Origin of the sequence: Streptomyces abyssomicinicus, assembly GCF_008974245.1 — a bacterium.
In the GTDB taxonomy this organism is placed as follows: Bacteria; Actinomycetota; Actinomycetes; order Streptomycetales; family Streptomycetaceae; genus Streptomyces; species Streptomyces abyssomicinicus.
The window spans coordinates 510,519-535,323 of the sequence record NZ_BBZI01000006.1 but is presented as its reverse complement, the minus strand read 5'-3'; the positions used below and the strand labels follow the sequence as shown (position 1 = coordinate 535,323).

The 24,805-nt window shown below is 72.3% G+C and carries 22 protein-coding genes; 10 read left to right on the top strand and 12 right to left on the bottom strand.

Annotated features, from left to right (window positions below; all coding sequences use genetic code 11):
* Positions 1-7: 7 nt before the first annotated feature.
* Positions 8-457 carry a hypothetical protein gene (locus tag GBN72_RS09830; RefSeq protein ID WP_174887104.1) on the bottom strand — a complete coding sequence of 150 codons (450 nt, stop codon included), beginning with the start codon at positions 455-457 and terminating at the stop codon, positions 8-10.
* Positions 458-548: 91 nt separating this feature from the next.
* On the opposite strand from GBN72_RS09830, the gene GBN72_RS09825 reads away from it, so the two are divergent.
* The gene (locus GBN72_RS09825; RefSeq protein ID WP_151771324.1) at positions 549-1,517 is read left to right on the top strand and encodes a diacylglycerol/lipid kinase family protein; all 969 of its coding nucleotides are present in this window, start codon (positions 549-551) and stop codon (positions 1,515-1,517) included.
* Positions 1,518-1,834: 317 nt separating this feature from the next.
* Positions 1,835-2,092 carry a WhiB family transcriptional regulator gene (locus tag GBN72_RS09820; RefSeq protein WP_108954435.1) on the top strand — a complete coding sequence of 86 codons (258 nt, stop codon included), beginning with the start codon at positions 1,835-1,837 and terminating at the stop codon, positions 2,090-2,092.
* A gap of 171 nt (positions 2,093-2,263) precedes the next feature.
* Here the strand turns inward: GBN72_RS09820 and GBN72_RS09815 are convergent, their stop codons facing one another.
* Positions 2,264-3,742, bottom strand: coding sequence for a sensor histidine kinase (locus GBN72_RS09815; RefSeq protein WP_151771323.1), 1,479 nt, complete (start codon positions 3,740-3,742; stop codon positions 2,264-2,266).
* Between the two features lie 447 nt (positions 3,743-4,189).
* Between GBN72_RS09815 and nagB the strand changes: the two genes are divergently transcribed.
* On the top strand, positions 4,190-4,975 hold the full coding sequence (nagB, locus tag GBN72_RS09810) for a glucosamine-6-phosphate deaminase (protein WP_151771322.1): 786 nt from the start codon (positions 4,190-4,192) through the stop codon (positions 4,973-4,975).
* Between the two features lie 121 nt (positions 4,976-5,096).
* Here nagB and sodN read toward each other — a convergent pair whose 3' ends face one another.
* On the bottom strand, positions 5,097-5,492 hold the full coding sequence (gene sodN / locus GBN72_RS09805; protein WP_151771321.1) for a superoxide dismutase, Ni: 396 nt from the start codon (positions 5,490-5,492) through the stop codon (positions 5,097-5,099).
* Between the two features lie 145 nt (positions 5,493-5,637).
* Here sodN and sodX point away from each other — a divergent pair, with 145 nt between their 5' ends.
* A complete protein-coding gene (gene sodX, locus GBN72_RS09800; protein ID WP_151771960.1) occupies positions 5,638-6,075 on the top strand; it encodes a nickel-type superoxide dismutase maturation protease in 438 nt (145 codons plus the stop codon).
* Here sodX and GBN72_RS09795 read toward each other — a convergent pair.
* Positions 5,979-6,608 carry a CGNR zinc finger domain-containing protein gene (locus tag GBN72_RS09795; protein WP_151771320.1) on the bottom strand — a complete coding sequence of 210 codons (630 nt, stop codon included), beginning with the start codon at positions 6,606-6,608 and terminating at the stop codon, positions 5,979-5,981. The two genes, sodX and GBN72_RS09795, sit on opposite strands and share 97 nt — an antisense overlap.
* A 150-nt stretch (positions 6,609-6,758) precedes the next feature.
* On the opposite strand from GBN72_RS09795, the gene GBN72_RS09790 reads away from it, so the two are divergent.
* Positions 6,759-7,517, top strand: a complete 759-nt coding sequence (locus tag GBN72_RS09790; RefSeq protein ID WP_151771319.1) for a class I SAM-dependent methyltransferase — start codon at positions 6,759-6,761, stop codon at positions 7,515-7,517.
* Positions 7,518-7,597: 80 nt separating this feature from the next.
* Here the strand turns inward: GBN72_RS09790 and GBN72_RS09785 are convergent, their stop codons facing one another.
* The 3 genes from GBN72_RS09785 to GBN72_RS09775 are packed head-to-tail and all read right to left on the bottom strand — an operon-like array spanning position 7,598 to position 10,307.
* Positions 7,598-8,359 carry an amino acid ABC transporter ATP-binding protein gene (locus tag GBN72_RS09785; protein ID WP_151771318.1) on the bottom strand — a complete coding sequence of 254 codons (762 nt, stop codon included), beginning with the start codon at positions 8,357-8,359 and terminating at the stop codon, positions 7,598-7,600.
* Positions 8,356-9,297 carry an amino acid ABC transporter permease gene (locus GBN72_RS09780; protein WP_151771317.1) on the bottom strand — a complete coding sequence of 314 codons (942 nt, stop codon included), beginning with the start codon at positions 9,295-9,297 and terminating at the stop codon, positions 8,356-8,358. The genes GBN72_RS09785 and GBN72_RS09780 overlap by 4 nt, the downstream gene beginning before the upstream one ends.
* Before the next feature lie 50 nt (positions 9,298-9,347).
* Entirely contained in the window at positions 9,348-10,307 is a 960-nt protein-coding gene (locus GBN72_RS09775) for an ABC transporter substrate-binding protein (protein ID WP_151771316.1), read from the bottom strand.
* Positions 10,308-10,835: 528 nt separating this feature from the next.
* Between GBN72_RS09775 and GBN72_RS09770 the strand changes: the two genes are divergently transcribed.
* The 4 genes from GBN72_RS09770 to GBN72_RS09755 all read left to right on the top strand — a co-directional run bounded on the left by GBN72_RS09770 (position 10,836) and on the right by GBN72_RS09755 (position 14,205).
* Positions 10,836-12,050 carry an NAD(P)-dependent malic enzyme gene (locus GBN72_RS09770; protein WP_151771315.1) on the top strand — a complete coding sequence of 405 codons (1,215 nt, stop codon included), beginning with the start codon at positions 10,836-10,838 and terminating at the stop codon, positions 12,048-12,050.
* A gap of 213 nt (positions 12,051-12,263) precedes the next feature.
* Entirely contained in the window at positions 12,264-13,229 is a 966-nt protein-coding gene (locus GBN72_RS09765; RefSeq protein ID WP_151771314.1) for a zinc-binding dehydrogenase, read from the top strand.
* A 203-nt stretch (positions 13,230-13,432) separates the two neighbouring features.
* Positions 13,433-13,642, top strand: a complete 210-nt coding sequence (locus tag GBN72_RS09760) for an HTH domain-containing protein (RefSeq protein ID WP_108954990.1) — start codon at positions 13,433-13,435, stop codon at positions 13,640-13,642.
* The gene (locus tag GBN72_RS09755; RefSeq protein WP_151771313.1) at positions 13,642-14,205 is read left to right on the top strand and encodes a Clp protease N-terminal domain-containing protein; all 564 of its coding nucleotides are present in this window, start codon (positions 13,642-13,644) and stop codon (positions 14,203-14,205) included. The genes GBN72_RS09760 and GBN72_RS09755 overlap by 1 nt, the downstream gene beginning before the upstream one ends.
* A gap of 717 nt (positions 14,206-14,922) precedes the next feature.
* Here GBN72_RS09755 and GBN72_RS09750 read toward each other — a convergent pair.
* Positions 14,923-16,050, bottom strand: a complete 1,128-nt coding sequence (locus tag GBN72_RS09750; RefSeq protein WP_151771312.1) for a PadR family transcriptional regulator — start codon at positions 16,048-16,050, stop codon at positions 14,923-14,925.
* A 1-nt stretch (position 16,051) separates the two neighbouring features.
* Positions 16,052-16,900, bottom strand: a complete 849-nt coding sequence (locus tag GBN72_RS09745) for a DUF4097 family beta strand repeat-containing protein (RefSeq protein WP_151771311.1) — start codon at positions 16,898-16,900, stop codon at positions 16,052-16,054.
* Positions 16,901-17,227: 327 nt separating this feature from the next.
* On the opposite strand from GBN72_RS09745, the gene GBN72_RS34595 reads away from it, so the two are divergent.
* On the top strand, positions 17,228-18,112 hold the full coding sequence (locus GBN72_RS34595; protein ID WP_174887103.1) for a hypothetical protein: 885 nt from the start codon (positions 17,228-17,230) through the stop codon (positions 18,110-18,112).
* 1,323 nt (positions 18,113-19,435) lie between these two features.
* Here GBN72_RS34595 and GBN72_RS09735 read toward each other — a convergent pair.
* The 3 genes from GBN72_RS09735 to GBN72_RS09725 all read right to left on the bottom strand — a co-directional run bounded on the left by GBN72_RS09735 (position 19,436) and on the right by GBN72_RS09725 (position 24,569).
* Positions 19,436-20,218, bottom strand: a complete 783-nt coding sequence (locus GBN72_RS09735) for a TSUP family transporter (protein ID WP_151771310.1) — start codon at positions 20,216-20,218, stop codon at positions 19,436-19,438.
* A 99-nt stretch (positions 20,219-20,317) separates the two neighbouring features.
* On the bottom strand, positions 20,318-20,497 hold the full coding sequence (locus GBN72_RS09730) for a DUF6104 family protein (protein WP_003992906.1): 180 nt from the start codon (positions 20,495-20,497) through the stop codon (positions 20,318-20,320).
* A 292-nt stretch (positions 20,498-20,789) separates the two neighbouring features.
* The gene (locus GBN72_RS09725; protein WP_151771309.1) at positions 20,790-24,569 is read right to left on the bottom strand and encodes a multifunctional oxoglutarate decarboxylase/oxoglutarate dehydrogenase thiamine pyrophosphate-binding subunit/dihydrolipoyllysine-residue succinyltransferase subunit; all 3,780 of its coding nucleotides are present in this window, start codon (positions 24,567-24,569) and stop codon (positions 20,790-20,792) included.
* Positions 24,570-24,805: the final 236 nt, after the last annotated feature.

The window sequence follows — 24,805 nt, the reverse complement described above, 5'->3', positions numbered from 1 at the left end:
CCCGCCGCTACTCCCGGCCGGGGCCCCGCACCCCGAGGGCCTGCGCCGTCGCCGGGTGGACCAGCAGTACCAGGCCCACCACGGCGGCGGCGGCCAGCAGGATGCCCGCCCAGATGGCCACGCTGTCGGCCTGGAGCAGGCTGTACGCCACCGGCAGCGCCAGCAGCTGCGTGATCACCGCGGGCCCGCGGCTCCAGCTCCGGCGGGCCAGCAGCCCGCGCGCCGCGATCAGCGGCAGCAGCGCCAGCGCCAGCAGCGTGGCGCCTCCGGTGACGGCGGACCGCAGGTTCCCGTCGCCCGCCCCCACGACGATCATCGCGATGCCGCCGGCCAGCAGGGCGAACCCCTCCAGGCCGGCGATCGCGGCCGCGGCGGTCAGCCGTCCGGGGCGCGGGCCCCGGGGCTCCTGCGGGCCGGCGGCGGGGGAGGCGGAGGCGGATTTCGGCTGAGGGCTCACGACGGCCAGGATAGTCGTCCCGCTCCGCAGTCCCGCCGTACGGGCAGGCTTCGTATGGGCCGGGTACCGATCAGTAGGTAACCTGCACACCATGCGCGCACTCCTCGTGGTCAACCCGACGGCAACCACCACCAGTGCCCGGACGCGTGACGTCCTCACCCACGCGCTGGCGAGCGAGGTGGACCTGGAGGCCGTCACCACGGAACGCCGGGGTCACGCGCACGATCTCGCACGGGCCGCCGCCCGCGGCAAGGACGTCGACCTGGTGGTCGCCCTCGGCGGCGACGGCACCGTCAACGAGGTCGTCAACGGACTGCTGCACGACGGGCCCGACCCGGAGCGCCTGCCCGGGCTCGCGGTGGTCCCGGGCGGTTCCACCAACGTCTTCGCGCGCGCCCTCGGCCTCCCCAACAACGCGGTGGAGGCCACCGGCGCCCTGCTGGACGCCCTGCGCCAAGGACGGGAACGCACCGTCGGGCTCGGTTTGGCCGAGCCGGCCCCGGGTACCGGGGACGACGGCGCTCCGCTCCGCTGGTTCACCTTCTGCGCCGGTCTCGGCTTCGACGCCGGGGTCGTCGGGCGGGTGGAACAGCAGAGGGAGCGCGGCAGGAGGTCCACGCACCCCCTGTACGTCCGCCAGGTGCTCCGCCAGTTCCTGGGAGACCCGCACCGCACCAGAGGGACGATCTCCCTCCGGCGGGACGGCGAGGAGTCGGTGGACGGACTGGTGGTGTCCCTTATTTCGAACACGTCCCCGTGGACGTATCTCGGCAACAAGCCGCTGTACCCGTCGCCCGGGGCGTCGTTCGACAAGGGGCTGGACGTGCTGGGGCTGAGCAGCATGTCCACGGTTTCGGCGATGCGCTACGGCAGCCAGCTGGTGGCCTCGACGCCGGAGCGGGGGCCGCGCGGCAAGCACGCGGTGTCGCTTCACGATCTCCGTGCGTTCACCTTGGTTTCCAAGGTCCCCTTGCCGTTCCAGGTGGACGGTGACCACCTGGGGCTGCGGACGGGCGTGAAGTTCACAGGCGTACGCCATGCACTGCGTGTGATTGTGTGAGTGGATCGCGCCTTAAACCTTTCACTCGAACGTATTGAGCAGGGTCCACCCCATGGAAGTACGGCTGTGACCTAGCAGACACCGAAGAATCAAAAAAAACTTTCCGGAAGGGGTTGTATCCGCCGCTGAGGTTTGCGAGTCTCTACGTGGCGCTCGGGACAAGCCGCCGGACGGCGTCCCACCAGAGCCCCGAACCCCCCTCCAAGCCAAGGATGGCCACCCCGGGAAACCGGAACATGGCCTTCACTTGTTGGGGGATTCGTGAAAGCGTTCACATTCACAAGCACCTGCACGTATACACAGGAGAGGTAGCAGCCATGGACTGGCGTCACCACGCCGTTTGCCGCGAAGAAGACCCCGAGCTCTTCTTCCCCATCGGCAACACCGGTCCTGCGCTGCTGCAGATCGAGGAAGCCAAGGCCGTTTGCCGCCGCTGCCCGGTGATCGAGCAGTGTCTGCAGTGGGCGCTCGAGTCCGGCCAGGACTCCGGCGTCTGGGGTGGTCTCAGCGAGGACGAGCGTCGCGCCATGAAGCGCCGCGCCGCCCGCAACCGGGCCCGTCAGGCCTCCGCCTGACAACCCACCCCGCGAACAGCCTGAGCTTGGCGGCGCGTACAGCGTGTACGCATCTCCCGCCCCCGAGCCGCAGCGCGCAGTAACCTGGTTCTGATCGAGAGCCCCGGACCGAGCGGTCCGGGGCTCTCGGCATGTCCGTGGCCGGTCGCGTCCCCGCGACGGGCCGCCCGGTCACTTCTGGGACTTGACCGGGATGTCCAGCAGGACCCGGGTGCCGCCCTCGGGGGTGACCCGCACCATGTCGAAGGAGCCGCCGAGTTCGCCCTCCACCAGCGTCCGGACGATCTGCAGTCCGAGGTTGCCGGAGCTGTGCGGGTCGAAGCCCTCGGGCAGGCCCACGCCGTCGTCGAGCACGGTCACCAGCAGCCGTTCCTCACGGGGTGTGCCGCCGCGCACCGCGGACACCTCGACGGTGCCGGTGTCGCCGGGGCCGAAGCCGTGCTCCAGGGCGTTCTGCAGCACCTCGGTGAGGACCATCGACAGCGGGGTGGCCACCTCGGCGTCCAGGATGCCGAAGCGTCCGCTGCGCCGGCCGGTGACGGTGCCGGGGGAGATCTCGGCGACCATGGCGAGCACCCGGTCGGCGATCTCGTCGAACTCGACGCGCTCGTCGAGGGTCTGGGAGAGCGTCTCGTGGACGATGGCGATGGAGCCGACCCGCCGCACGGCCTCCTGGAGCGCCTCCCGGCCCCGGGCGGAGTCCATCCGCCGGGCCTGGAGCCGCAGCAGCGCGGCGACCGTCTGGAGGTTGTTCTTCACCCGGTGGTGGATCTCCCGGATGGTGGCGTCCTTGGTGATCAACTCGCGCTCGCGCCGCCGCAGTTCGGTGACGTCGCGGAGCAGCACCAGAGAACCGATGCGGGTGCCCTTGGGTTTGAGCGGGATGGCCCGGAACTGGATGACGCCGTCGCTGGCCTCGATCTCGAACTCCCGCGGCGCCCAGCCGCTCGCCACCTTGGCCAGCGCCTCGTCCACCGGGCCCCGGGAGGGCGCGAGTTCGGCCGTGGTGCGGCCCAGGTGGCAGCCGACCAGGTCGGCGGCGAGACCCATCCGGTGGTACGCGGAGAGGGCGTTGGGGGAGGCGTAGGTGACGACGCCGTCGGCGTCCAGCCGGACCAGGCCGTCGCCCACCCGCGGCGCGGCGTCCATGTCGACCTGCTGGTCGGGGAAGGGGAACGAGCCGGCGGCGATCATCTGCGCCAGGTCCGAGGCGGACTGCAGGTAGGTCAGCTCCAGCCGGCTCGGGGTGCGCACGCTCAGCAGGTTGGTGTTGCGGGCGATCACGCCCAGCACCCGCCCCTCGCGGCGCACCGGGATGGACTCCACCCGGACGGGGACCTCCTCCCGCCACTCCGGGTCGCCCTCGCGCACGATGCGGCCCTCGTCCAGCGCCGCGTCCAGCAGCGGGCGGCGGCCGCGGGGCACGAGGTGACCGACCATGTCGTTCTGGTACGAGGTCGGGCCGGTGTTGGGGCGCATCTGCGCCACCGAGACGTACTTGGCGCCGTCCCGGGTCGGCAGCCACAGGACCAGGTCGGCGAACGAGAGGTCGGAGAGCAGCTGCCACTCGGAGACCAGCAGGTGGAGCCACTCGAGATCGGTGTCACCGAGGTCGGTGTGCTGGCGTACGAGTTCGTTCATGGAGGGCACGTCTGCGAGCGTACCCGGGCGGTGCGCGGGTGCCGCACCCACGGGCCGCGGCGCAGGAAGGGACCCTCAACCCTCCCGGCACCGCAGCCCGGAGCAGCAATCGGCCTCGGGTGTGCGGCCCGGACCGACCGGTGAGGAGCCAGGCGCAGTCAGGGCAGAGAGGCCCGGTTCCTCGGTCCGCCTTCCTGTGCGGGGAAGGCGGCGTCTGTGCGTCCCTGCCTCTCACCCGCAATTGTGGACCGGCCGCTCGGTCGTGTCCATGGGCAAAGGGGCGGGGGTCTCGCTGCGTGCAGCCTAGCCCGCCCGGGCCGCCTCCGGGACCCGTCCGCGGTGATTGGGGGAGCGCTCCCACGCGCGGGCGGGGCCCTTCCGGGCGGGTTCCGCGGGGCGGTCCTTCTTGGTAGATTGGTCTAAACCATAGGTCTATACCAGGATGGTGGCCCCAGCGTGGAAGTTGTCATCGTTCCCGACGCCCGGGCGGGCGGCGAACTGATCGCCGGCGCGATGGCGTCGCTGCTCCGCGGCAGGCCCGGCGCGGTCCTCGGCGTCGCCACCGGCTCGACGCCGCTGCCGGTGTACGAGGCGCTGGCCGAGCTGGTGCGTACCGGGGAGGCGGACGTCTCGCGGGCGCGGATCGCGCAGCTCGACGAGTACGTGGGGCTCCCCGCCGGGCACCCCGAGTCCTACCGGTCGGTGCTGCGGCGCGAGGTGCTGGAACCGCTCGGCATCAAGGAGGAGGCCTTCCTCGGACCGGACGGCACGGCGGCCGACCCGGTGGCCGCGTGCGCCGCCTACGAGCGCGCCCTGGCCGCGGCGGGCGGCGTGGACCTCCAGCTCCTCGGCATCGGCACGGACGGGCACATCGGGTTCAACGAGCCGTGCAGCTCGCTGGCCTCCCGGACGCGGCTCAAGACGCTCACCGAGCAGACCCGGACCGACAACGCCCGCTTCTTCGACGGCGACGTGGACCAGGTGCCGCGGCACGTGATCACCCAGGGCATCGGCACCATCCTCGACGCCCGACACCTGGTGCTGCTGGCCACCGGCGAGGGCAAGGCGCAGGCGGTGGCCGCCGCGGTGGAGGGCCCGGTCGCGGCCGTCTGCCCCGCCTCGGCGCTCCAGCTCCACCCGCACGCCACGGTGGTCGTCGACGAGGCGGCCGCCTCGGGGCTGCGGCTCGCCGACTACTTCCGCCACACCTGGGCCCACAAGCCCTCCTGGCAGGGCATCTGACCCGGCCGGCGGGCGGCGCCCGGAGCGTGGGGCGCGGCGGCGACGTGGACGCCTTTCGGGCCGACACGGGGAAGGGGCCCGGCTCGCGGTGAGCCGGGCCCCTTCCGGGCGAGCGAGAAGGTCAGGCCTTCTTGGTCTCCCAGAAGATCTTGTCGATCTCGGCGATGAGGTCCAGGGCCTTCTGACCGGTCGCCGGGTCCTTCGACGCCTTGGCGGCCGAGAGGGCCTTCAGGGCGTCGTTGACCAGCTGGTGCAGCTGCGGGTACTTCTCGAAGTGCGGAGCCTTGAAGTAGTCGCTCCACAGCACCGAGACGTGGTGCTTGGCCAGCTCGGCGCGCTGCTCCTTGATGATGGTGGCGCGCGTCTGGAAGTGCGGGTCGTCGTTGGCCTGCATCTTCTCCTGCGTGGCCTTGACCGACTCGGCCTCGATGCGGGCCTGGGCCGGGTCGTACACACCGCAGGGCAGGTCGCAGTGGGCGCTGACCTTCACGCTGCGGGCAAACAGGCGGGAAAGCATGAAGCAATCCTTCCTCGTGATCGTCTTCTCAGGTGGGACATTACTCCGTAGGGCCCGGGAAATCGCGGGTGCCCCCATGGGCGTACGGCAAAAGTACGTGCCGCGCATGGGACTGTCGGAGGAGCGGACCGAGGAGGTACCGGGCATGACGGAAGTGTCGCCGCAGGACAGCGAGCGGGAGCGGGCCCTGCTTCCCTTCGGGCTCGCCGAGGTCACCGGGCCCTCGATGGTGCCGACCCTGCACCACGGGGACCGCCTGCTGGTGCGTTACGGGGCCCGGGTGCGGCCCGGGGACGTGGTGGTGCTGCGCCATCCCTTCCAGCAGGACCTGCTGGTGGTGAAGCGGGCGGTGGAGCGCCGGGAGGGCGGCTGGTGGGTGCTCGGTGACAACGCCTTCGCGGGCGGCGACAGCACCGACTACGGCGTCGTCCCGCCGGAACTGGTGCTGGCCCGGGTGGTGCTGCGGGCGCGCCCGCGCCGCCCCGGTCAGCGTTCGTTGCCGGCGGTGCTCGCCTGGGCGCTCTCCTCGGTCAGGCCGGTGCTCGCCGACCGGTCGGCCTCCAGCCGTTTGCGGGCCCGGTAGGCGGCCACGTTGGCCCGGGTGGCGCACCGGTCGGAGCAGTAGCGCCGGGAGCGGTTGGTCGAGGTGTCCAGGTAGGCGTTGCGGCACGGCGCCGCCTCGCACAGGCCCAGCCGGTCGACGCCGTACTCGGTCAGGTGGAAGGCCAGCCCCATCGCGGCGATCGCCGCGTAGCCGGCCGTCGCGTTGGACGGGTGGTCGGCCAGGTGCAGGTGCCACAGCGGGCGGCCGTCCTCGTCGCGGTGGTCGTGGCCGGAGATCTGCGGGCTCACCGGGAACTCCAGCAGCAGCGAGTTCAGCAGGTCCACCGCCAGCGTCTCGTCCCCCGAGTCGGCCGCCTCGAAGACCGACCGCAGCCGCCCCCGTACCGCCCTGAGCCGGGTGACGTCGGCGTCGGTGGCCCGCCGGGCCGCGGAACGGTTGGCGCCGAACAGGTCCCGCACGGCGTCCACCGTCGTCAGTTCGTCCCTGCCCCGGGCCGGCTCCTCGCTGTTGACCAGACGGACGGCGTAATCCGAGTAATAGGCCAGTTCCACTTGTAGTCCTTACGCAGGGGCTCTAAGGTTCCGGTGTGCGGCCGGTAATGGCTGATCTTGCGTCCAGGGTATTACGCCTGGTGCGCGGTGCCGTCTGTTTCTCCGCCGTGCCGCCGCATCACGAGGCGCAGCGACGACGGAGGGCCGGAGATGACCACGACCACCACCACCGACTGGCAGGCCTGGCAGCGCAGCTGGGACCGGCAGCAGGAGTGGTACATGCCGGACCGCGAGGAGCGGTTCCGGATCATGCTGGACATGGTCGAGGCCCTCGTCGGCCGCGCGCCGCGGGTGCTGGACCTCGCGTGCGGTACGGGAAGTATCACGGCTCGGCTGCTCGCCCGGTTCCCGGACGCCGTCAGCACCGGCGTCGACCTGGACCCGGCGTTGCTCACCATCGCCCGGGGGACCTTCGAGGGCGACGAGCGGGTCTCCTTCGTCACCGCGGACCTCAAGGACCCCACCTGGACGTCGGCGCTGCCCCACGCGTCGTACGACGCCGTCCTGACCGCCACCGCCCTGCACTGGCTGCACGAGGGGCCGCTGGCCGCGCTCTACGGCCGGATCGCCGGGCTGGTCCGTGAGGGCGGCGTCTTCATGAACGCCGACCGCATGGCTGACCGCGACACCCCGCGGATCAACGCCGCCGAACGGGCGTTGCGGCACGCGCGGATGGACGAGGCCAAGGCGGCCGGCGTGACCGACTGGGCCGAGTGGTGGCGCCTCGCCGCCCAGGACCCGGTGCTCGCCGGGCCGACCGCGCGGCGGTTCGAGATCTTCGGCGAGCACGCCGACGGCGACGTGCCGAGCGCCGCGTGGCACGCGGGGGTGCTGCGGGAGAAGGGCTTCGCGGAGGCCCGCCCCGTGTGGTGCTCCCCCTCGGACACGCTGCTGCTCGCCCTCCGGTAGCCGGCCGGGTACAACGTGAAGGGGCGGTACGGGTTCTCCCGTACCGCCCCTTCAGCCGTTGCCGCCGCTGCCGGGCGGGGTCACAGCACCTTCGACAGGAAGGACTGCGTCCGCTCGTGCCGCGGGTTGTTCAGCACCTCGCGCGGGTCGCCGGACTCCACGACCACGCCGCCGTCCATGAAGACCAGGTTGTCGCCCACCTCGCGGGCGAAGCCCATCTCGTGGGTGACGACCACCATCGTCATGCCGCTCTCGGCGAGGTCCCGCATGACGTCCAGGACGTCGCCGACCAGCTCGGGGTCGAGCGCGGAGGTCGGCTCGTCGAAGAGCATCAGCTTGGGGTCCATGGCCAGCGCGCGGGCGATCGCCACACGCTGCTGCTGGCCGCCGGAGAGCTGCGCGGGGTAGTTCCGGGCCTTGTCGCCCAGTCCCACCCGCTCCAGCAGGTGGTGCGCCCGTTCCTTGGCGGCCGCCTTGCTGACGCCCTTGACCTGGATCGGCGCCTCCATCACGTTCTCCGCCGCGGTCATGTGCGGGAAGAGGTTGAAGCGCTGGAAGACCATGCCGATGTCCCGGCGCTGGAGGGCGACCTCGCTGTCCTTGAGCTCGTACAGCTTGTCGCCCTTCTGGCGGTAGCCGACGAGCTCGCCGTCGACGTACAGCCGGCCGGCGTTGATCTTCTCCAGGTGGTTGATGCACCGCAGGAAGGTCGACTTGCCGGAGCCGGAGGGGCCGATGAGGCAGAAGACCTCGCCCTTCCGGACCTCCAGGTCGATGCCCTTGAGGACCTCGACGCTGCCGTACGACTTGTGGACGCCCTCGGACTTCACCATGACGCTCATACCGAGACACCCCCGTTCCTGGTGCCGGAGAAGTTCGCCTTGATCCGCTGGAAGACCGTCGGCGGCAGGTTCCGGCTGGAGCCCTTCGCGTAGTGGCGCTCCAGGTAGTACTGGAAGACGCTGAAGACGCTGGTCAGCGACAGGTACCAGATGGAGGCCACGAAGAGCATCTCCATCACCGCGTAGCTGCGGGAACCGATCGACGAGGTGGCGCGCAGCAGTTCGGTGTACGCCACCGCGTAGGCCAGCGACGAGGTCTTCAGCATGTTGATGAACTCGTTGCCGGTCGGCGGCACGATGACCCGCATGGCCTGCGGGATCACGATGCGCCGCAGCGTCCTGCCGTGGCTCATGCCCAGCGCGTGCGCCGCCTCGGTCTGGCCCTCGTCGACCGAGAGCAGGCCCGCGCGGCAGATCTCGGCCATGTACGCCGCCTCGTTCAGACCGAGACCGAGCAGGGCGCACATGAACGGCGTCATGACGTCCGTCATCTCGTCCTTGTAGAACGGACCGAGATTCAGGTACTCGAAGATCAGGCCGAGGTTGAACCACATCAGCAGCTGGACGTAGACCGGCGTGCCGCGGAAGAACCAGATGTACAGCCAGGAGACCCCGTTGACCACGGGGTTCTTGGACATGCGCATCACGGCCAGGACGACACCCAGCACGACGCCCATGACCATGGCCAGGACGCTGATCAGCAGGGTGGCCCCGGCGCCCTTGACCACGCTCGGGTCGAAGAGCGTCTCGGGGATCGCCTGCCAGTTGATGTTGCCCTCGGAGAAGGCGTAGATCAGCCCCGCGAGCAGGGCCACCACGACGACGCCGCCGACCCACCGGCCGTAGTGCCGGACGGGAATGGCTTTGATCGCTTCCGGACTCTTCGAGACCGGCACGGCCGCGGGTGCCGTGTCCTTCTGTACGGGATTGTCAGTCATGGTGACTGCCCTTCGGTGGAGCCTTCGTGCCTGCGCGTTCCTCGGCCGTACTACTTGCCGCTGTTGACGGCGGCGGCGTCGATCGCGCCGGACTCGGCGCCCCACTTCTCGAGGACCTTCTTGTAGGAGCCGTCCGCGATGATCGCGTCCACGGCCTCCTTGAGGGCGTCGCGCAGCTGGGTGTTGTCCTTGTCGACGGCGATGCCGAACGGACCGGCGTCGTACTGCTCGCCGACGATCTCGAAGGCGTTGCCGTTGTCGGCCTTGCGGGCGAGCTCCAGGGCGACCGGGTAGTCGTTGACACCGGCCACGGCGCCGCCGGACTTCACGCGGGTCTGGGCCTCGGTGTCGTTCTCGAACGACTCGATCTCGATGGCCTTCTCGCCGTCGTCCTTGCACTTCTTGGACTGCGCCTTCAGCGCGTCCTCGTAGGTGGTGCCGCGCTGCACGGCGGCCGTCTTGCCGCACAGGTCCTCGAGCGACTTGACGCCCTCGGGGTTGCCCTTCTTCACGTACACGGCGGTGCCGGCGACGAAGTAGTCCACGAAGTCGACGCCCTCGCCGAGCTTCTTGCCCTTGTCGTCCAGGCCCTCCTGGCGGGCCTTGTTGTCCGTGATGGAGGACATGGCTATGTCGTAGCGGCCGGAGTTCAGCGAGGTGATCAGACCGTCGAAGGAGCCGGACGTGAACTTGAACTCGACGCCGAGCTGCTTGCTCAGGGCCTCGGCCAGGTCGGGGTCGACACCGACGATCTTGCCGCCGTCCATGAACTCCATCGGGGCGTACTCGGCGTTGGTGCCGACCTCGATGACGCCCTTCTTCTGGATCTCCTCGGGGAGCTTGTCGAAGAGGGGGGCCTCGGACGTGGAGGACTTGTCGCCCGCCGGGGCGGCGCTCTCGGTCTGGTCGCCGCAGGCGGTCAGCAGCAGGGCGCCGGCGACCGCGATCGCACCGATCGCAACGGGCCTCAGCGGCGCGGCGGACGGACGACGGGTGAAGCGTGCGGTCATGGTGGGATCCTCCGGCGGGTGGGTGGAGTAACCGAGGACGCGAGCACACGGCCTTGGGTGTCGCGCAGGGCAATGACCGCATCTTGCCATTCGGACTCACTCGTTCGAGTGATCGCCCAGGTCAAAATCGCATAACGGACACGCCTGAAAGGCTCAAGACGGGCTAGGGAAGGGCGTTACTTCTCCGGTCATTTCCGATACCGGCCGAAAAATCTCCCGTGCGTCTCGGAATGCGGACATGCGATTGTCTGGCTCCGGGTGGCCGAGACCGGACTGCGGCGACTTGTCCATCTTTCCGGGCATGAGTCATCTCACTGGGGTGTGAGCTTCACGGTATGGACTCGTCCTCGCGATCGTCGTCCGGTAAGAAAGTTCTTTACACCCCACATCGGGGGCTCGGGGCGCGTGTGCGGCGCGCCCGTCGCGTACGGCCGGTCATGGCATCCCTCCATGGCCGTGCGCGGTGCCCGCCCGCTCCTCACCCGGAGCGGTCACCCTCAACCAAAGAAGCCTTAAGGGGTACGACACGTGTCAGCGGAGATCGTCAATCCTCGCAGTGACCACACCATCGACGCCCAGGACTCCCTGGACTCGATCGACCCGGCCTTCGCCCTGCACCGGGGCGGCAAGATGGCCGTGCAGGCCACCGTGCCGGTCCGGGACAAGGACGACCTGTCCCTCGCCTACACGCCGGGCGTCGCCCGGGTGTGCAGCGCCATCGCCGAGCAGCCGGACCTGGTCAACGACTACACCTGGAAGTCCTCGGTCGTCGCCGTGGTCACCGACGGGACCGCGGTCCTGGGCCTCGGCGACATCGGGCCCGAGGCGTCCCTCCCCGTGATGGAGGGCAAGGCCATCCTGTTCAAGCAGTTCGGTGGCGTCGACGCCGTGCCGATCGCCCTCGACTGCACCGGCGTCGACGAGATCGTCGAGACCGTCGCCCGGCTCGCGCCGTCCTTCGGCGGCATCAACCTGGAGGACATCTCGGCGCCCCGCTGCTTCGAGATCGAGGCCCGGCTGCGCGAACGCCTCGACATCCCGGTCTTCCACGACGACCAGCACGGCACCGCCATCGTCACCCTGGCCGCCATGCGCAACGCGGCCCGTCTGACCGGCCGGACCCTCGGCCAGCTGCGCGCGGTGATCTCCGGCGCGGGTGCCGCGGGCATCGCCATCGCGAAGATGCTGCTGGAGGCCGGCATCGGCGACGTGGCCGTCGCCGACCGCAAGGGCGTCGTCTCCAGCGACCGGACGGACCTCACCCCGGTCAAGGCGGAGATCGCCGCCATGACGAACAAGGCGCGGATCAGCGGGTCGCTGGAGGAGGCGCTGGCGGGCGCCGACGTCTTCATCGGCGTCTCCGGCGGAACCGTCCCGGAGCCGGCGGTCGCCTCCATGGCCGACAACGCCTTCGTGTTCGCGATGGCCAACCCGGACCCGGAGGTCCACCCGGAGATCGCGCACAAGCACGCGGCCGTGGTGGCGACCGGACGGTCCGACTTCCCCAACCAGATCAACAACGTGCTGGCCTTCCCCGGCATCTTCGCCGGCGCGCTCCAGGTGCGGGCCTCCCGGATCACCGAGGGCATGAAGCTGGCCGCCGCCGAGGCGCTGGCGGCCGTGGTCGGCGACGACCTGGCGGCGGACTACGTCATCCCCTCGCCGTTCGACGAGCGGGTCGCCCCGGCGGTCACCGCGGCCGTGGCGGCGGCCGCGCGGGCCGAGGGCGTGGCCCGGATCTGACCGGGCCCGACGCGTTCGCGTGAGCACCGTTCCGGCCCCCGGCGCCCTTCGCGGCACCGGGGGCCGCGGCGTGCCGGCGGGCGCCGCGGGAGCGGGGCGGTGGGGCGCCGGGACGGGGCGCCGGGGCGGTGGGGGTGTTCACGCGAGGCGTGACGGCCACGTCACAGTGCCGGATGGTTCCCCGAGGCCCGGACGCGACCTAGGGTCGAGGTCATGTTCGCCGCCTATGCCGCACGCATCGATCGTGACCAGCCGCTGAACGGACTCGAGTTGGGGGACCGCCCGGCGCCCGAGGCGCGCCCCGGCTGGACCACCGTCAACGTGAAGGCCGCCTCGCTCAACCACCACGACCTGTGGTCCCTCAAGGGCGTCGGCCTCGCCGAGGACAAGCTGCCGATGATCCTGGGATGCGACGCCGCGGGCGTCGACGAGGACGGCAACGAGGTCGTCCTGCACTCCGTCATCGGGCAGACCGGCCACGGAGTCGGGCCCAAGGAGCCCCGCTCCATCCTCACCGAGCGGTACCAGGGCACCTTCGCGGAGCAGGTCTCCGTGCCTGCCTGGAACGTGCTGCCCAAGCCGAAGGAGCTCTCCTTCGAGGAGGCCGCCTGCCTGCCCACCGCCTGGCTGACCGCCTACCGGATGCTCTTCACCAACGCCGGTGTCCGGCCGGGCGACTCGGTGCTGGTCCAGGGCGCCGGCGGCGGTGTCGCCACCGCGGCGATCGTGCTCGGCAGGGCCGCCGGGCTCAAGGTGTTCGCCACCAGCCGCGACGAGGCCAAGCGCAAGCGGGCCCTGGAACTCGGGGCGGTCGAGGCGGTGGAGAGCGGCGCACGGCTGCCGCAGCGGGTGGACGCCGTCATCGAGACCGTCGGCGCCGCCACCTGGTCCCACTCGGTGAAGTCGCTGCGCCCCGGCGGCACCCTGGTCATCTCGGGCGCCACCAGCGGTGACGCACCGTCGAAGGCCGAACTGACGCGGATCTTCTTCCTGGAGCTCAAGGTGGTCGGCTCCACCATGGGCACCAAGGACGAGCTGGAGGACCTGCTCTCCTTCTGCGCCGCCACCGGCGTGCGGCCCGTCATCGACGAGGTGCTGCCGCTGGACCGCGCGCGGGAGGGCTTCGAGCGGATGGCCTCCGGCGACCACTTCGGCAAGATCGTCCTGACCGGCGCCTGACGCCGCCCCGGCGGGCGACCGCCCGGCCCGCCCGCCCCACAGACCTCCGGCACCCTTGTTCCCCCGGGTGCCGGAGGTCTTCCGCGTGGGCCTCCGCCCGGGTGCTCCCACCGCCGCCCCCCGGCTGCCCGCCGTTCCCCTGTTCCGCACTCCGCTGTCAACCGGGGTTGACATTGCCGTCAGTGTCAACCATGGTTGACAGTATGACGGAAGCAACGGACCTCGCCGAGCGGGCCGGGGACCGCGATCCCCGCGTGGGACTGCGCGCGGTCACCGCGCTGCGGAAGCTGCTGGAGCAACTGGAGGCCGTCCAGGTGCGCAACGCGCGCAACCAGGGCTGGTCCTGGCAGGAGATCGCCGCCGAGCTCGGCGTGAGCAGGCAGGCCGTGCACAAGAAGTACGGGAGGCAGTGATGTTCGAACGGTTCACCAAGGACGCCCGGGACGTGGTCACCGGAGCGGTCGAGCACGCGGAGCGGTCCGGAGCGGAACGGGTCGACGAGGGGCACCTGCTGCTCGCCCTGCTGGACCGCACCGGCAGCCGCGGGTCGTTCGCCCTCGGGGCGCTCGGACTCGCCGAACGGCGGGACGCCATGGCCGAGTCGCTGGCCGCGGCGCGACGCCGGGGAGGGCTCACCGGGGCCGACGCCGAGGCCCTGTCGGGCCTGGGGATCGACCTGGACGAGATCGTCTCCCGGGTCGAGGCCGTCCACGGCGCCGGAGCGCTCGCCCGGTGGAGGAGCGGTGGCCGCAAGCGGCTCGGGCACCGGCCCTTCACCCGGGGGGCCAAGGGAATCCTCGAGGAGTCGCTGCGCGGCGCACTCGCACACCGGGAGCGGCGCATCGGCGACGAACACCTGCTGCTGGCCCTGGCCGGCCGCCCCGGAATCGCCTCCGGGGTCCTTGCCGAACACGGGGTGACGGCCGAGTCGCTGGAGCGGGTGCTGTGGGGCGGGGGAGAGGCCGCCGCGAGCTGACCGCGGGCCGCGGGCGGCCCGGCCCGCACCCTGCGGCGGGCTGGCCCGCACCCGTGCGGGCCCCGTGCCCGTGCGGGCCCCGTGCCCGTGCCGGCCTCGTGCCCGTGCCGGCCTCGTGCCCGTGTCAGCCTCGCGTCCGCGCGCATCCGTGCCCGTGCCCGCCCGTGCCCGTGCCCGGGGTGGGTGGCCGCCCTCCGTGCCCGCGCGGGCTCCGGCGCGCGGGGAGCCGTTCCGGAAGCTCCCCGCGAGGCCGCCCCGGGAACTGCCCGCGGGCTGTCCTGAGCGGTCAGGAGCTGCCGGAAATCGCCCGGGTTGCCTGGGAGCCGCTCCGGTCTCCTCCTGGCGGGCCGGGGTGCGATCCGGGCTCCCCGCCTGCGCTGAAGGGCCGTCCGGTCGGTGTCGAGGCCCGGTGGTCCTCCGGACGGCGTCGCCGCCGGGCAGCTGGGGGTAGCCGTGCGGCCTCACCTGGGCGGGAGCAGTTCCCGAAGCTCCCAGGAAGCTGTCCCAGGTTCGCCCGGAAGCTGTCGGGAGTCGCCAGGGAGCCGTCCCGGTTCGTCCTGTCGGGGCCGGGGCCGGGGCCGGGGCGCGAGGCCGGGGTCGGGGGTAGGCGCCCTGCCTGTGCTGGAGGGCTGCTCGGGCGGCGTTGCGGCCCGGTGGTCCTCCGAGGGCGTCGCCGCCGGGCGGCACGGGGCCTTCCGGCGGCGACGCCCTCGGCGCTCAGTGGCGCGGCGCCTGGAGTATCGCGGAGACGCGGGCCGCGGCGGTGGCCAGGTGGCCGCGGGCCTCGGCCAGCTGGTCCGCGGTGACCCCGTGGTCCCGGGCGGCGTCCCGGATGTCGTCCCGCAGCCGGTCCAGCAGACGCTCCAGATCGCGGAGCGGGTCGCCGGTGCCGGCGTCGTGGGCCCATTCCGGCTCGTAGCCGACCTCCAGGCCGTCCGCCACAGGGGCGAAGACGGGGCCGGATCCGTCGGGCGCGGGAACCGGGGACGGCTTCGGAGCGGACTCGGGCTCCGACTTCTCGAAGGGGTCCGAGGTGCGCTCCGCGTCGGGGGCACGGTCGGCGGTGGTGGGCCTGCCGAACGACCCGAAGCCTCCGAACTGGGCGAACTGGCCGAACTCCTTGGTGAGCTCGGAGAGACCCTCACGCAGCCCGGTGGGCCAGTCGCCGCGGGTGAAGTGGTCCTGCACCTGCTCCTGGACGCGGCGGGCGATCCGCTGGACCTCCTGCTGCGCCTCCTGGGCCTGGCGGCGGGACCGCTCCGCCTCCTCGCGGGCGCGGCGGCTCTCGTCCTTGGCCCGGCGGGCCTGTTCCTTCCACTCCTGCCGGGCGCGGCGCATCTCCTCCTTGGCCACCTGCCAGGCGTCCTTGTCGCCGAGGCCGCCCTCCCCGAAGGGGCCGAACGGGCGGCCCTTGCCGCCGGCGGAAGCTCCCCGCCCGCCGCGGGAACCTCCGCCCGAGCCGGTCTGCCCGGCGGCGGCCCGCATCTCACGGCGCAGGTCGCCCGCCGCGTCGCGCACCTCGTCGCGGATCTCGGCGGCCAGCTCCGCCACCGACTCGAGGATCTCCACCTCCAGGTCGGCCAGCTCGGCGCTGCGGTCCGCGAGCTCCCGGCGGCCCGCCTCGGTGATCGCGTAGACCTTGCGGCCGCCCTCGGTGGTGTGGGTGACGAGGCCCTCGGCCTCCAGCTTGGCCAGGCGCGGGTAGACCGTGCCGGCAGAGGGGGCGTAGAGGCCCTGGAAGCGCTCCTCCAGCAGGCGGATCACCTCGTAGCCGTGACGGGGCGCCTCGTCGAGGAGCTTCAGCAGGTAGAGGCGGAGGCGGCCGTGGGCGAAGACGGGAGGCATGTCAGAGCACCTTCTCGGTAGGGGCGTCGGTTTCCCCGGCGTCCGGGGCGGCGGGCCGGCGGAGCAGGGCGATGGAACCGGAGACCGTGGTGGCGCGGATCTGGCCGCTGCCCGCGCCGAGGCGGCCGGTGACCCGGCGGGTGCCGGGCATGCCGCCCACCCTCAGGTCCTCGAAGGCGTTGGAGATGGAACCGGCGGTGGTGTCCGCGTGGACCTCGGCGTCCGTGGGCTCGGGGAGGCGGACGGCGATCTCGCCCGAGACGTTCGAGAGCTGGAGGTCGGCGGGGCCCGTGCGGCCCAGGTCGATCATCACCGAGCCGGTCACCGACTCGGCCCGCACGGAGCGGCTCGTGCCCTCGACCACGGTCAGGTCGCCGCCGACGGAGCTGAAGCGGATGTCGCCGGAGAGGGCCTGAGCCTCCACGGAGCCGGTGACGGTGGACGCCGAGACCGGCCCGGCGAGACCGACGAGGGTGGTGTCGCCGTTGACGCCCTGCACCTCCGTGCGGCCGCTGATGCCGGAGACCACGGCCGCGGCGTCCACCGAGCCGATCCGTACGGCGGTGCCGGCGGGGACCGCGAGGGTGACGACCGCGCTGCTGCGCCAGGAGTCACGGTCCAGCAGCTTGCGGAAGTTCTGCCACGGCAGGTCCCGGTAGGCCACCGTGAGGACACCCTCCTCCAGGGTGACCTCCAGGGGGTCGCCCTCCACGGCGGACACCTCCAGACGCGCGGCGGTCTCTTCGGTGCCGACCACGTTCACCGCACCCCGGAGGAGGCGGACGTGCAGGGCGCTGACGGGTTCGTCGAGCGTGAGCTTGAGCGGCTCGGTCACCGACCACTCGGGCATGCGGACCTCCTCGGCGGGACGCGGTGTATCGCGTTTTCTCCAGAACACGATATATCGCGGTCCGGTGAAGTCAATACGCCCATCCGGGGGAGATGTGGTCCGGGAGGCGGGTTTAGGAGGTCGGGTGAGTCGGGTGAACAGAGCGGGAGGAATCGTTCCGGCTGGCCTACCGTGGCGATCATGGCGAGTCGACGTGCGGGCGGCGCGGGCGCAAGAGGCGGAGCGGGCGGGGCCGGCGGAGCGGGCGGCACAAGTGGGGCAGGTGGCGCAGGTGGGCGCGGCGCGGCCGCGGGGGCGTTGCTGCTGTGCAGGGCGGAGCCCCGGGCGGTGGGGCCCGCGGCGCGGTTGCTGCGGGAGCGGATGCTGCTGGGCGGGGCGGGCGCGGGGTGGAGCGTTTTGGTCCCGGAGCGGGGGCCGTGGACGCGTGAGGAGGAGGGAGCCTCCGTCGGGCGGGTCGTCGGCAGGTGGGCGGCGGCGCTGGCGGTGGCGGCGCCGTGGCCGGTGCTGGGCCTGTGGTGGGACGCGGAGGGCAGCGGGTTCCTGCTGGCGTCGGGGTTCCGCCGGGCGGTCGGGCTCCGGTGGCGCGCCGACGGCACGGCGGTGGGTGCGCCGGGGAGCTCCACGGCCGGCGGAGAGGCCTCGCCCGGTGAGCCGCCGGAGCCGTCGGGGCCGCCGGAGCCCAGGCCGCCGACGGAGCCGAGGGAGCTCCGGGAGAGGGAACAGGAGTCGCTGGTGATGGCCCTGGTGAGGAGGCTGGGGCTCGACCCGGTGCTCGACGCGGAGCTGCTGGAAGGGCTGAGCGCACCGGACCCGGAGGCGGACGCGCGGGCGCGGCTGCGGGGGCTGCTGGCGGTGCTGACCCGGGTGGGCGTCGCGCTGCCGCCGGGGGTGGAACCGGGGCTCCCCGCCGAGGCGTTGCACGAGGCGCTGTGGGGGCGGGCCGGTGCGCGGCGGGTGGAGCGGCCCGGGTGGCGGGAGGCGGCGTTGGCCGAGTTTGGCGTCGTGCCCGGCGGGCGGCTCGGGGAGTGGATGCCGTGGAGCGGAGGGCCGCGGGCGGCGGGGCTCGCCGCGGCCCAGGTCGCGGCGGGGCTCCCGCTCACACTGGCCGGGGCCCGGCGGGGACGAGGGGGAGCAGTGGCCGCCGGGGCGCTGCTGACGGCCAATGGGCTGGTGGGGGTGGCCTACGGGCTGCTGCACCGGGGAGCGCGGTAGGGCCGGGTCACGCGCGCGAGGCGCCGCGCCGTTCCCGGGCCTCGCCCGGGAACGTTGCTCCGGCGAGGCCGGCCGCGCCGCGGGCGTGCGACGGGCCGGGGTCACGGGTGTCGGGTGGCGGACCGGAGGCATGCTGACGGCGGCGCGGTCGGTGCCTCGTGACCCCCGCGGGACCGCAGGCAGCGGGGTGGCCGTGGCGCGGGGAGTTGCCGCCGCGGGCCGCCCCCGCTCCGGGCCTCGCCTGCGCATTTCCGGACGGGTGGGCTGAGCCACGTCGTGTGTGTGAGTCGGGGCGGTGGTCACCGCTGTCGGGCGGTGGAGGGGCGGCATGTCGAGGGTGGGGCGGTCGGTGCCCGGTGAGTCGGGGGAGCGGTACGGCAGCGGTGGGGTGGCCGCGGCGCGGGGAGTTGCCGCCACGGGCCGCCCCTGCTCCGGGCCTCGCCTGTGCTGTTCCGGACGGGTGGGCCGAGTCACGCCGTGTGTGTGAGCCGGGGCGGTGGTCACCGCTGTCGGGCGGTGGAGGGGCGGCATGTCGAGGGTGGGGCGGTCGGTGCCCGGTGAGTCGGGGGAGCGGTACGGCAGCGGTGGGGTGGCCGCGGCGCGGGGAGTTGCCGCCACGGGCCGCCCCGGTTTCGGGCCCACGCCCGGGAGCGCTGTGCCGGGCGAGGTCGGCTGCGCCGCGTGCGTGAGACGGGCCGGTGGTCACGGGTGTCCGGGGTGGAGCGGAGGCCTGCTGACGCGGCGCGGTCGGTGCCCCGTGAGGGTGACCCGGGCCGCGGGACAACGGGCGGTGGGGTGGCCGCAGCGCGGGGGTCACCGCCGCGTGCCACCCCGGCCCCCGCCTGGGCGTGCGGTTCTGGACGGGGTGGGCCGGCCCGCGCCATGCAGGTGAGACGGGCCGACGGTCACCGCTGTCGGGCGGTGGAGGGGCGGCATGTCGAGGGTGGGGCGGTCGGTGCCCGGTGAGCTGGGGCACGGGACCACGAGGGCCGCGGCGCGGGGAGTTGCCGTCCGCGTGTCGCCCCGGCCTCGGCCCCGTCCGGGAGCGCTGTTCCGGATGGGCCGGCCCCCTACGGGCGCGCGAGACGGACTGGCGGTCGCCGGTGGCGGGCGGTGGGGCGGCGGCACGGGAGCCGGGTCGCGGGACCACGGCGGTGGGGTGGCCGCAGCGTGGGGAGGCCCCGCCGGGCGGAGTTGGGCGGCGGCGCGTGGAGGCCCCGCCGGGCGGAGTCGGGCGGCGGCGTGTGGGGGTCGGGCGGCGGCGCGTGAGGGTCGTGCCGCTCGCGTTCCCGTGGGGGTGGCGTGGCGGGAAGGGGCGCGTGGTCAGCGCAGGACGTCGGCCGCGTACAACGCGCCGATGCCCGCCGCGAGGAGGCCGAGCAGGAGGCGGAGGGCGGTCTCGGGCAGGAGCGGCTGGAGACGGGCGCCGAGGTAGCCGCCGAGCAGGCCCCCGGCCCCGCAGGCCAGGCCCAGCGCCCAGTCGGGGGCGACGTCCCCCGTGGCGGCCAGGGAGAGCAGCGCGTAGGTCGCCGCGCCGACGACGGACGTCACGAACGTCGAGGCCAGCGCGGCGGGCGCGACGGCGGCCACCGGTACGCCGCGGCCGACGAGGACCGGGCCGATCAGGGAGCCGCCCCCGATGCCGTAGACGCCCCCCGCCACACCGACGGCCAGGGCCAGCGAGGTCGTCGCGCGGGGCGACGGCGGGCGGGCCGCACGGTCCGGCGCCCGCCGCACGGTCCGCGCGCACAGCCACAGCCCGAGCGGCAGCAGCAGCACGGCGATCAGCAGACGGAAGACCCGCGGCCCCGGGACGGCGAACACCCGGACCACCGCGCCGACGACGACCCCGGGCACGGTGCCGGTGACGAGCCTGCGGGTCAGCGGGCCCGTCAGACGCCCGGCGCGCCAGTGGCGCAGGAGGGCGCCGGGGCCGGACACCACGTTGTACAGCAGGTTCGTCGGTGTCACCGCGGGGCTCGGCACGCCCAGGACACTCATCTGCACGGGCAGCAGGAAGACCGCCCCGGAGACGCCCACGGGGGTGGCGGCCACCGATATCAGGAGCCCGGCGACGAACCCGAGCACACCCGTGGACCAGGTCACCACGGCCTCCTCGGCCAGGGAGAAGGCCCTCCGGGACCACGGCAGGGGTCCCGGGGGCCGGGGCGGGGCCCCGGAGGGCGGGACGTGAGCGCGCCGGTGTTACTCGTCGTCCTCGTCGTCGAGGCGGGCGAGCCAGGTGGCGAGGCGCTCGACCGGAACCTCGAAGTCGGGGTTGAGGTCGACGAAGGTGCGGAGCTGCTCGGCGAGCCACTCGAAGGTGACCTCCTCCTCGCCGCGTCGCTTCTCCAGCTCCTCGATGCCGCGGTCGGTGAAGTACATGGGGGTGGTGTCTCCTGCGGTTCGGAAAGGGCGGTGGGATCAAAGGCGGTGGGACCAAGGCGCGGGACCAAAGGCGTGGGGCCGAAGGCGCGGGACCAAAGGCGCGGGACCAAAGGCGCGGGACCAAAGGCGCGCAACCAATGGCGGTGGGGCGACGGCCGGGTGCGGCGAACGGCGGGACGCCACGGTGGGACAGGACCGGCGGGACCGGTGGGACACGACCGTACGCAGACAGGGTAAGGGCCCGGCCCGGGAATCCGGACCGGGCCCTCACCTCGAGGACTGCGGGGCCTTACGCCTCGAAGACCTCACGGACCAGCTGCTCCTGCTCGGCCTGGTGACGCTTGGCGGAGCCGACGGCCGGCGACGAGCCGTGCGGACGCGAGATGCGGCGCAGGCGCTCGGCGGCGGGGACGTCCGCGCCGACCTTCAGGTCGAGGTGGTCGATCAGGTTCAGCGCGATGAACGGCCAGAAGCCCTGGTTCGCCGGCTCCTCCTGCACCCAGAGGAACTTCTCGGCGTTCGGGAACTTGGCCAGCTCGGCCTGGATCTCCTCACCCGGCAGCGGGTACAGCCGCTCCAGGCGGATGATCGCCGTCTCGGTGTCGCCGCGCTTCTTCCGCTCGGCGTCGAGGTCGTAGTAGACCTTGCCGGCGCAGAAGACGACCTTGCGGACCGAGGCCGGGTTCACCGACTCGTCGCCGATGACCGGACGGAAGCTGCCCGTCGTGAACTCCTCCGCCTTCGACGCGGCGGCCTTGAGACGCAGCATCGACTTCGGGGTGAAGACCACCAGCGGCTTGTGGTGCGGGTTGTGCACCTGCCACCGCAGGAGGTGGAAGTAGTTCGACGGGAGCGTCGGCATGGCGACCGTCATGTTGTTCTGCGCGCACATCTGGAGGAAGCGCTCCGGGCGGGCGGACGAGTGGTCCGGGCCCTGGCCCTCGTAGCCGTGCGGCAGGAGCAGGGTGACGCCGGAGGTCTGGCCCCACTTCTGCTCGGCGGAGGAGATGAACTCGTCCACGACCGTCTGCGCGCCGTTGACGAAGTCGCCGAACTGCGCCTCCCACATGACCAGAGCCTCGGGGCGGGCCAGCGAGTAGCCGTACTCGAAGCCCATCGCCGCGTACTCGGAGAGGAGGGAGTTGTAGACGTTCAGGCGGGCCTGCTCGTCCGACAGGTACAGCAGCGGCGTGAACTCCTCGCCGGTCTCGCGGTCGATGATGACCGCGTGACGCTGGCCGAAGGTGCCGCGCTGCGAGTCCTGGCCGGCCAGGCGGACCGGGACGCCCTCGAGGAGGAGCGAGCCGACGGCGAGGGTCTCGCCCATGCCCCAGTCGATCGTGCCGTCCTCGACCATGGCCGCACGGCGCTGCAGCTGCGGCAGCAGACGCGGGTGCGCGGTGATGTGGTCGGGGATGTTGACCTGGGACTCGGCGATCCGCTTGACGACCTCGCTGGAGATCGCGGTGGTCACCGGGACCGGGAAGCCGGCCTGCGGGTCCACGGCCTCGGTGGGGACGGGCTGCGCGGTGGCCTCGCGGACCTCCGTGAAGACCTTCTCCAGCTGGCCCTGGTAGTCCTGCAGCGCCTGCTCGGCCTCTTCCAGGGTGATGTCGCCGCGACCGATGAGGGACTCGGTGTACAGCTTGCGCACCGAGCGCTTCTTGTCGATCAGGTCGTACATCAGCGGCTGGGTGAACGCCGGGTTGTCCGACTCGTTGTGACCGCGGCGGCGGTAGCAGATGAGGTCGATGACCACGTCCTTGTTGAACGCCTGGCGGAACTCGAAGGCGAGCCGGGCGACACGGACGACGGCCTCGGGGTCGTCGCCGTTGACGTGGAAGATCGGCGCCTCGATCATCCGGGCCACGTCCGTCGCGTACATGGAGGAACGCGAGGACTCGGGGGCCGCGGTGAAGCCGACCTGGTTGTTGATGACGATGTGGACCGTGCCGCCGGTGCGGTAGCCGCGCAGCTGCGACATGTTCAGGGTCTCGGCCACCACGCCCTGGCCCGCGAAGGCCGCGTCACCGTGTATGGCGATCGGCAGGACGGTGAAGTCCGTGCCGCCCTTGTTGATGATGTCCTGCTTGGCGCGGGCGACGCCCTCCAGGACCGGGTCCACCGCCTCCAGGTGCGAGGGGTTGGCGACCAGCGAGACGGCGATCTGCTCGCCGTCCAGGCCGGTGAAGGTGCCCTCGGCGCCCAAGTGGTACTTCACGTCGCCGGAGCCGTGCATCGACTTCGGGTCGAGGTTGCCCTCGAACTCGCGGAAGATCTGCGCGTAGGACTTGCCGACGATGTTGGCGAGGACGTTCAGGCGGCCGCGGTGGGCCATGCCGATGACGACCTCGTCCAGGCGGGACTCGGCGGCCGAGTCGATCACCGCGTCGAGCAGCGGGATGACGGACTCGCCGCCCTCCAGCGAGAAGCGCTTCTGGCCGACGTACTTGGTCTGCAGGAACGTCTCGAAGGCCTCGGCGGCGTTCAGGCGGCGCAGGATCCGCAGCTGCTCCTCGCGCTCCGGCTTGGAGTGCGGGCGCTCGATGCGGTCCTGGAGCCACTTGCGCTGCTTCGGGTCCTGGATGTGCATGTACTCGATGCCGGTGGTGCGGCAGTACGAGTCGCGGAGCACGCCGAGGATGTCGCGCAGCTTCATCATCGACTTGCCGGCGAAGCCGCCGACGGCGAACTCACGCTCGAGGTCCCACAGGGTGAGGCCGTGCTCGGTGATGTCCAGGTCGGGGTGCTTGCGCTGCTGGTACTCCAGCGGGTCGGTGTCGGCCATGACGTGGCCGCGGACCCGGTAGGAGTGGATCAGCTCGAAGACGCGGGCGGCCTTGGTGACGTCGTCGTCGTGCGAGGCGTCGATGTCCTTGAGCCAGCGGACCGGCTCGTAGGGGATGCGCAGCGCCTCGAAGATCTCGTCGTAGAAGCCGTTCTCGCCGAGCAGCAGGTTCGACACGATCCGCAGGAACTCGCCGGAGGCGGCGCCCTGGATGGTGCGGTGGTCGTACGTCGAGGTGAGGGTCATCACCTTGGAGATGCCCAGCTTGTTCAGGGTGTCCTGGGAGGTGCCCTGGAACTCGGCGGGGTACTCCATGGCGCCGACGCCCATGATCACCGACTGGCCGGGCATCAGGCGCGGCACGGAGTGCACGGTGCCGATGCCGCCGGGGTTGGTGAGGGAGACCGTCACGCCGGTGAAGTCGTCCATCGTCAGCTTGTTGTCGCGGGCGCGACGGACGATGTCCTCGTAGGCCTGCCAGAACTCGAAGAAGTTCAGGGTCTCGGCCTTCTTGATGGCCGCGACGACGAGCTGGCGGTCGCCGTTGGGCTTCACCAGGTCGATGGCCAGACCGAGGTTGACGTGCTCGGGCTTGACCAGCGTCGGCTTGCCGTCCTTCTGCGCGAAGGACCAGTTCATCGACGGCATGGCCTTGACGGCCTGCACCATCGCGTACCCGATGAGGTGCGTGAAGGAGATCTTCCCGCCGCGGGCGCGCTTGAGGTGGTTGTTGATGACGATGCGGTTGTCGAACAGCAGCTTCACCGGGACCGCGCGGACCGACGTGGCGGTCGGCAGCTCCAGGGAGGCGTTCATGTTCTTGGCGACGGCGGCGCCGGGGCCACGGAGCGTGACGTACTCGGGGCCCGACGTGGCCTCGGCCTGCGGCTCGGCCTTCGCCTTGGCGGGAGCCTTCGCCGGAGCCGGCACGGCGGCCGGGGCGGCGGCGGGCTTCGCCGGAGCGGGCTTCGCGGGGGCCGGAGCGGCGGCCTGCTGCGGGGCGGCGGGAGCGGCGGCCTGCACCGGAGCCGCGGCCTGGGCCGGGGCGGCGGGCTGGGCCGGAGCGGCCGGGGCCGGCGCGGCGGACTGCTGGGCGGAGGAGCCCGGCTTGTAGTCGGCGAAGAAGTCCCACCAGGCGCGGTCTACCGAATTCGGGTCCTGGAGGTACTGCTGATAGATCTCGTCGACGAGCCACTCATTGGCGCCGAACGCAGCGGCGGGGTTCTTACCCGCCGAGCCTGCGTCGGTCGAGACACTCGAGTTACTGGACTGTGGCGACACGGCGGCAACCGCCCTCTTCCGCTTCACAAGGTTATGGACAGCGGGAACAAAGGCTACGCCTCCCCGGCAGGGATGGTCAGGCCGGGCCCGGTCATCGTCGCGCAAGTCACATCCGCAGACGTGTTTCGGCGGCGGAAATGGCGGGAAACAACCGGGGTTCCCCTAGGAAACAGGTGTGTACGGGCACGACGGTGGAAGCCGCGCACGACTTCTGTACGCGCCTGTTCCCCCCTTCC

Bases quoted from the DNA above. Each gene is read 5' to 3' on its own strand.
- GBN72_RS09745 (WP_151771311.1), bottom strand. From the start codon at position 16,900: ATGCCCGAGTGGTCGGTGACCGAGCCGCTCAAGCTCACGCTCGACGAA.
- GBN72_RS09780 (WP_151771317.1), bottom strand. From the start codon at position 9,297: ATGACTGACAATCCCGTACAGAAGGACACGGCACCCGCGGCCGTGCCG.
- GBN72_RS09820 (WP_108954435.1), top strand. From the start codon at position 1,835: ATGGACTGGCGTCACCACGCCGTTTGCCGCGAAGAAGACCCCGAGCTC.
- sodX (WP_151771960.1), top strand. From the start codon at position 5,638: ATGACGGAAGTGTCGCCGCAGGACAGCGAGCGGGAGCGGGCCCTGCTT.
- GBN72_RS09750 (WP_151771312.1), bottom strand. From the start codon at position 16,050: ATGCCTCCCGTCTTCGCCCACGGCCGCCTCCGCCTCTACCTGCTGAAG.
- GBN72_RS09730 (WP_003992906.1), bottom strand. From the start codon at position 20,497: ATGTACTTCACCGACCGCGGCATCGAGGAGCTGGAGAAGCGACGCGGC.
- GBN72_RS09765 (WP_151771314.1), top strand. From the start codon at position 12,264: ATGTTCGCCGCCTATGCCGCACGCATCGATCGTGACCAGCCGCTGAAC.
- GBN72_RS09755 (WP_151771313.1), top strand. From the start codon at position 13,642: ATGTTCGAACGGTTCACCAAGGACGCCCGGGACGTGGTCACCGGAGCG.
- GBN72_RS09825 (WP_151771324.1), top strand. From the start codon at position 549: ATGCGCGCACTCCTCGTGGTCAACCCGACGGCAACCACCACCAGTGCC.
- GBN72_RS09790 (WP_151771319.1), top strand. From the start codon at position 6,759: ATGACCACGACCACCACCACCGACTGGCAGGCCTGGCAGCGCAGCTGG.
- sodN (WP_151771321.1), bottom strand. From the start codon at position 5,492: ATGCTTTCCCGCCTGTTTGCCCGCAGCGTGAAGGTCAGCGCCCACTGC.
- GBN72_RS09785 (WP_151771318.1), bottom strand. From the start codon at position 8,359: ATGAGCGTCATGGTGAAGTCCGAGGGCGTCCACAAGTCGTACGGCAGC.
- GBN72_RS09760 (WP_108954990.1), top strand. From the start codon at position 13,433: ATGACGGAAGCAACGGACCTCGCCGAGCGGGCCGGGGACCGCGATCCC.
- GBN72_RS09775 (WP_151771316.1), bottom strand. From the start codon at position 10,307: ATGACCGCACGCTTCACCCGTCGTCCGTCCGCCGCGCCGCTGAGGCCC.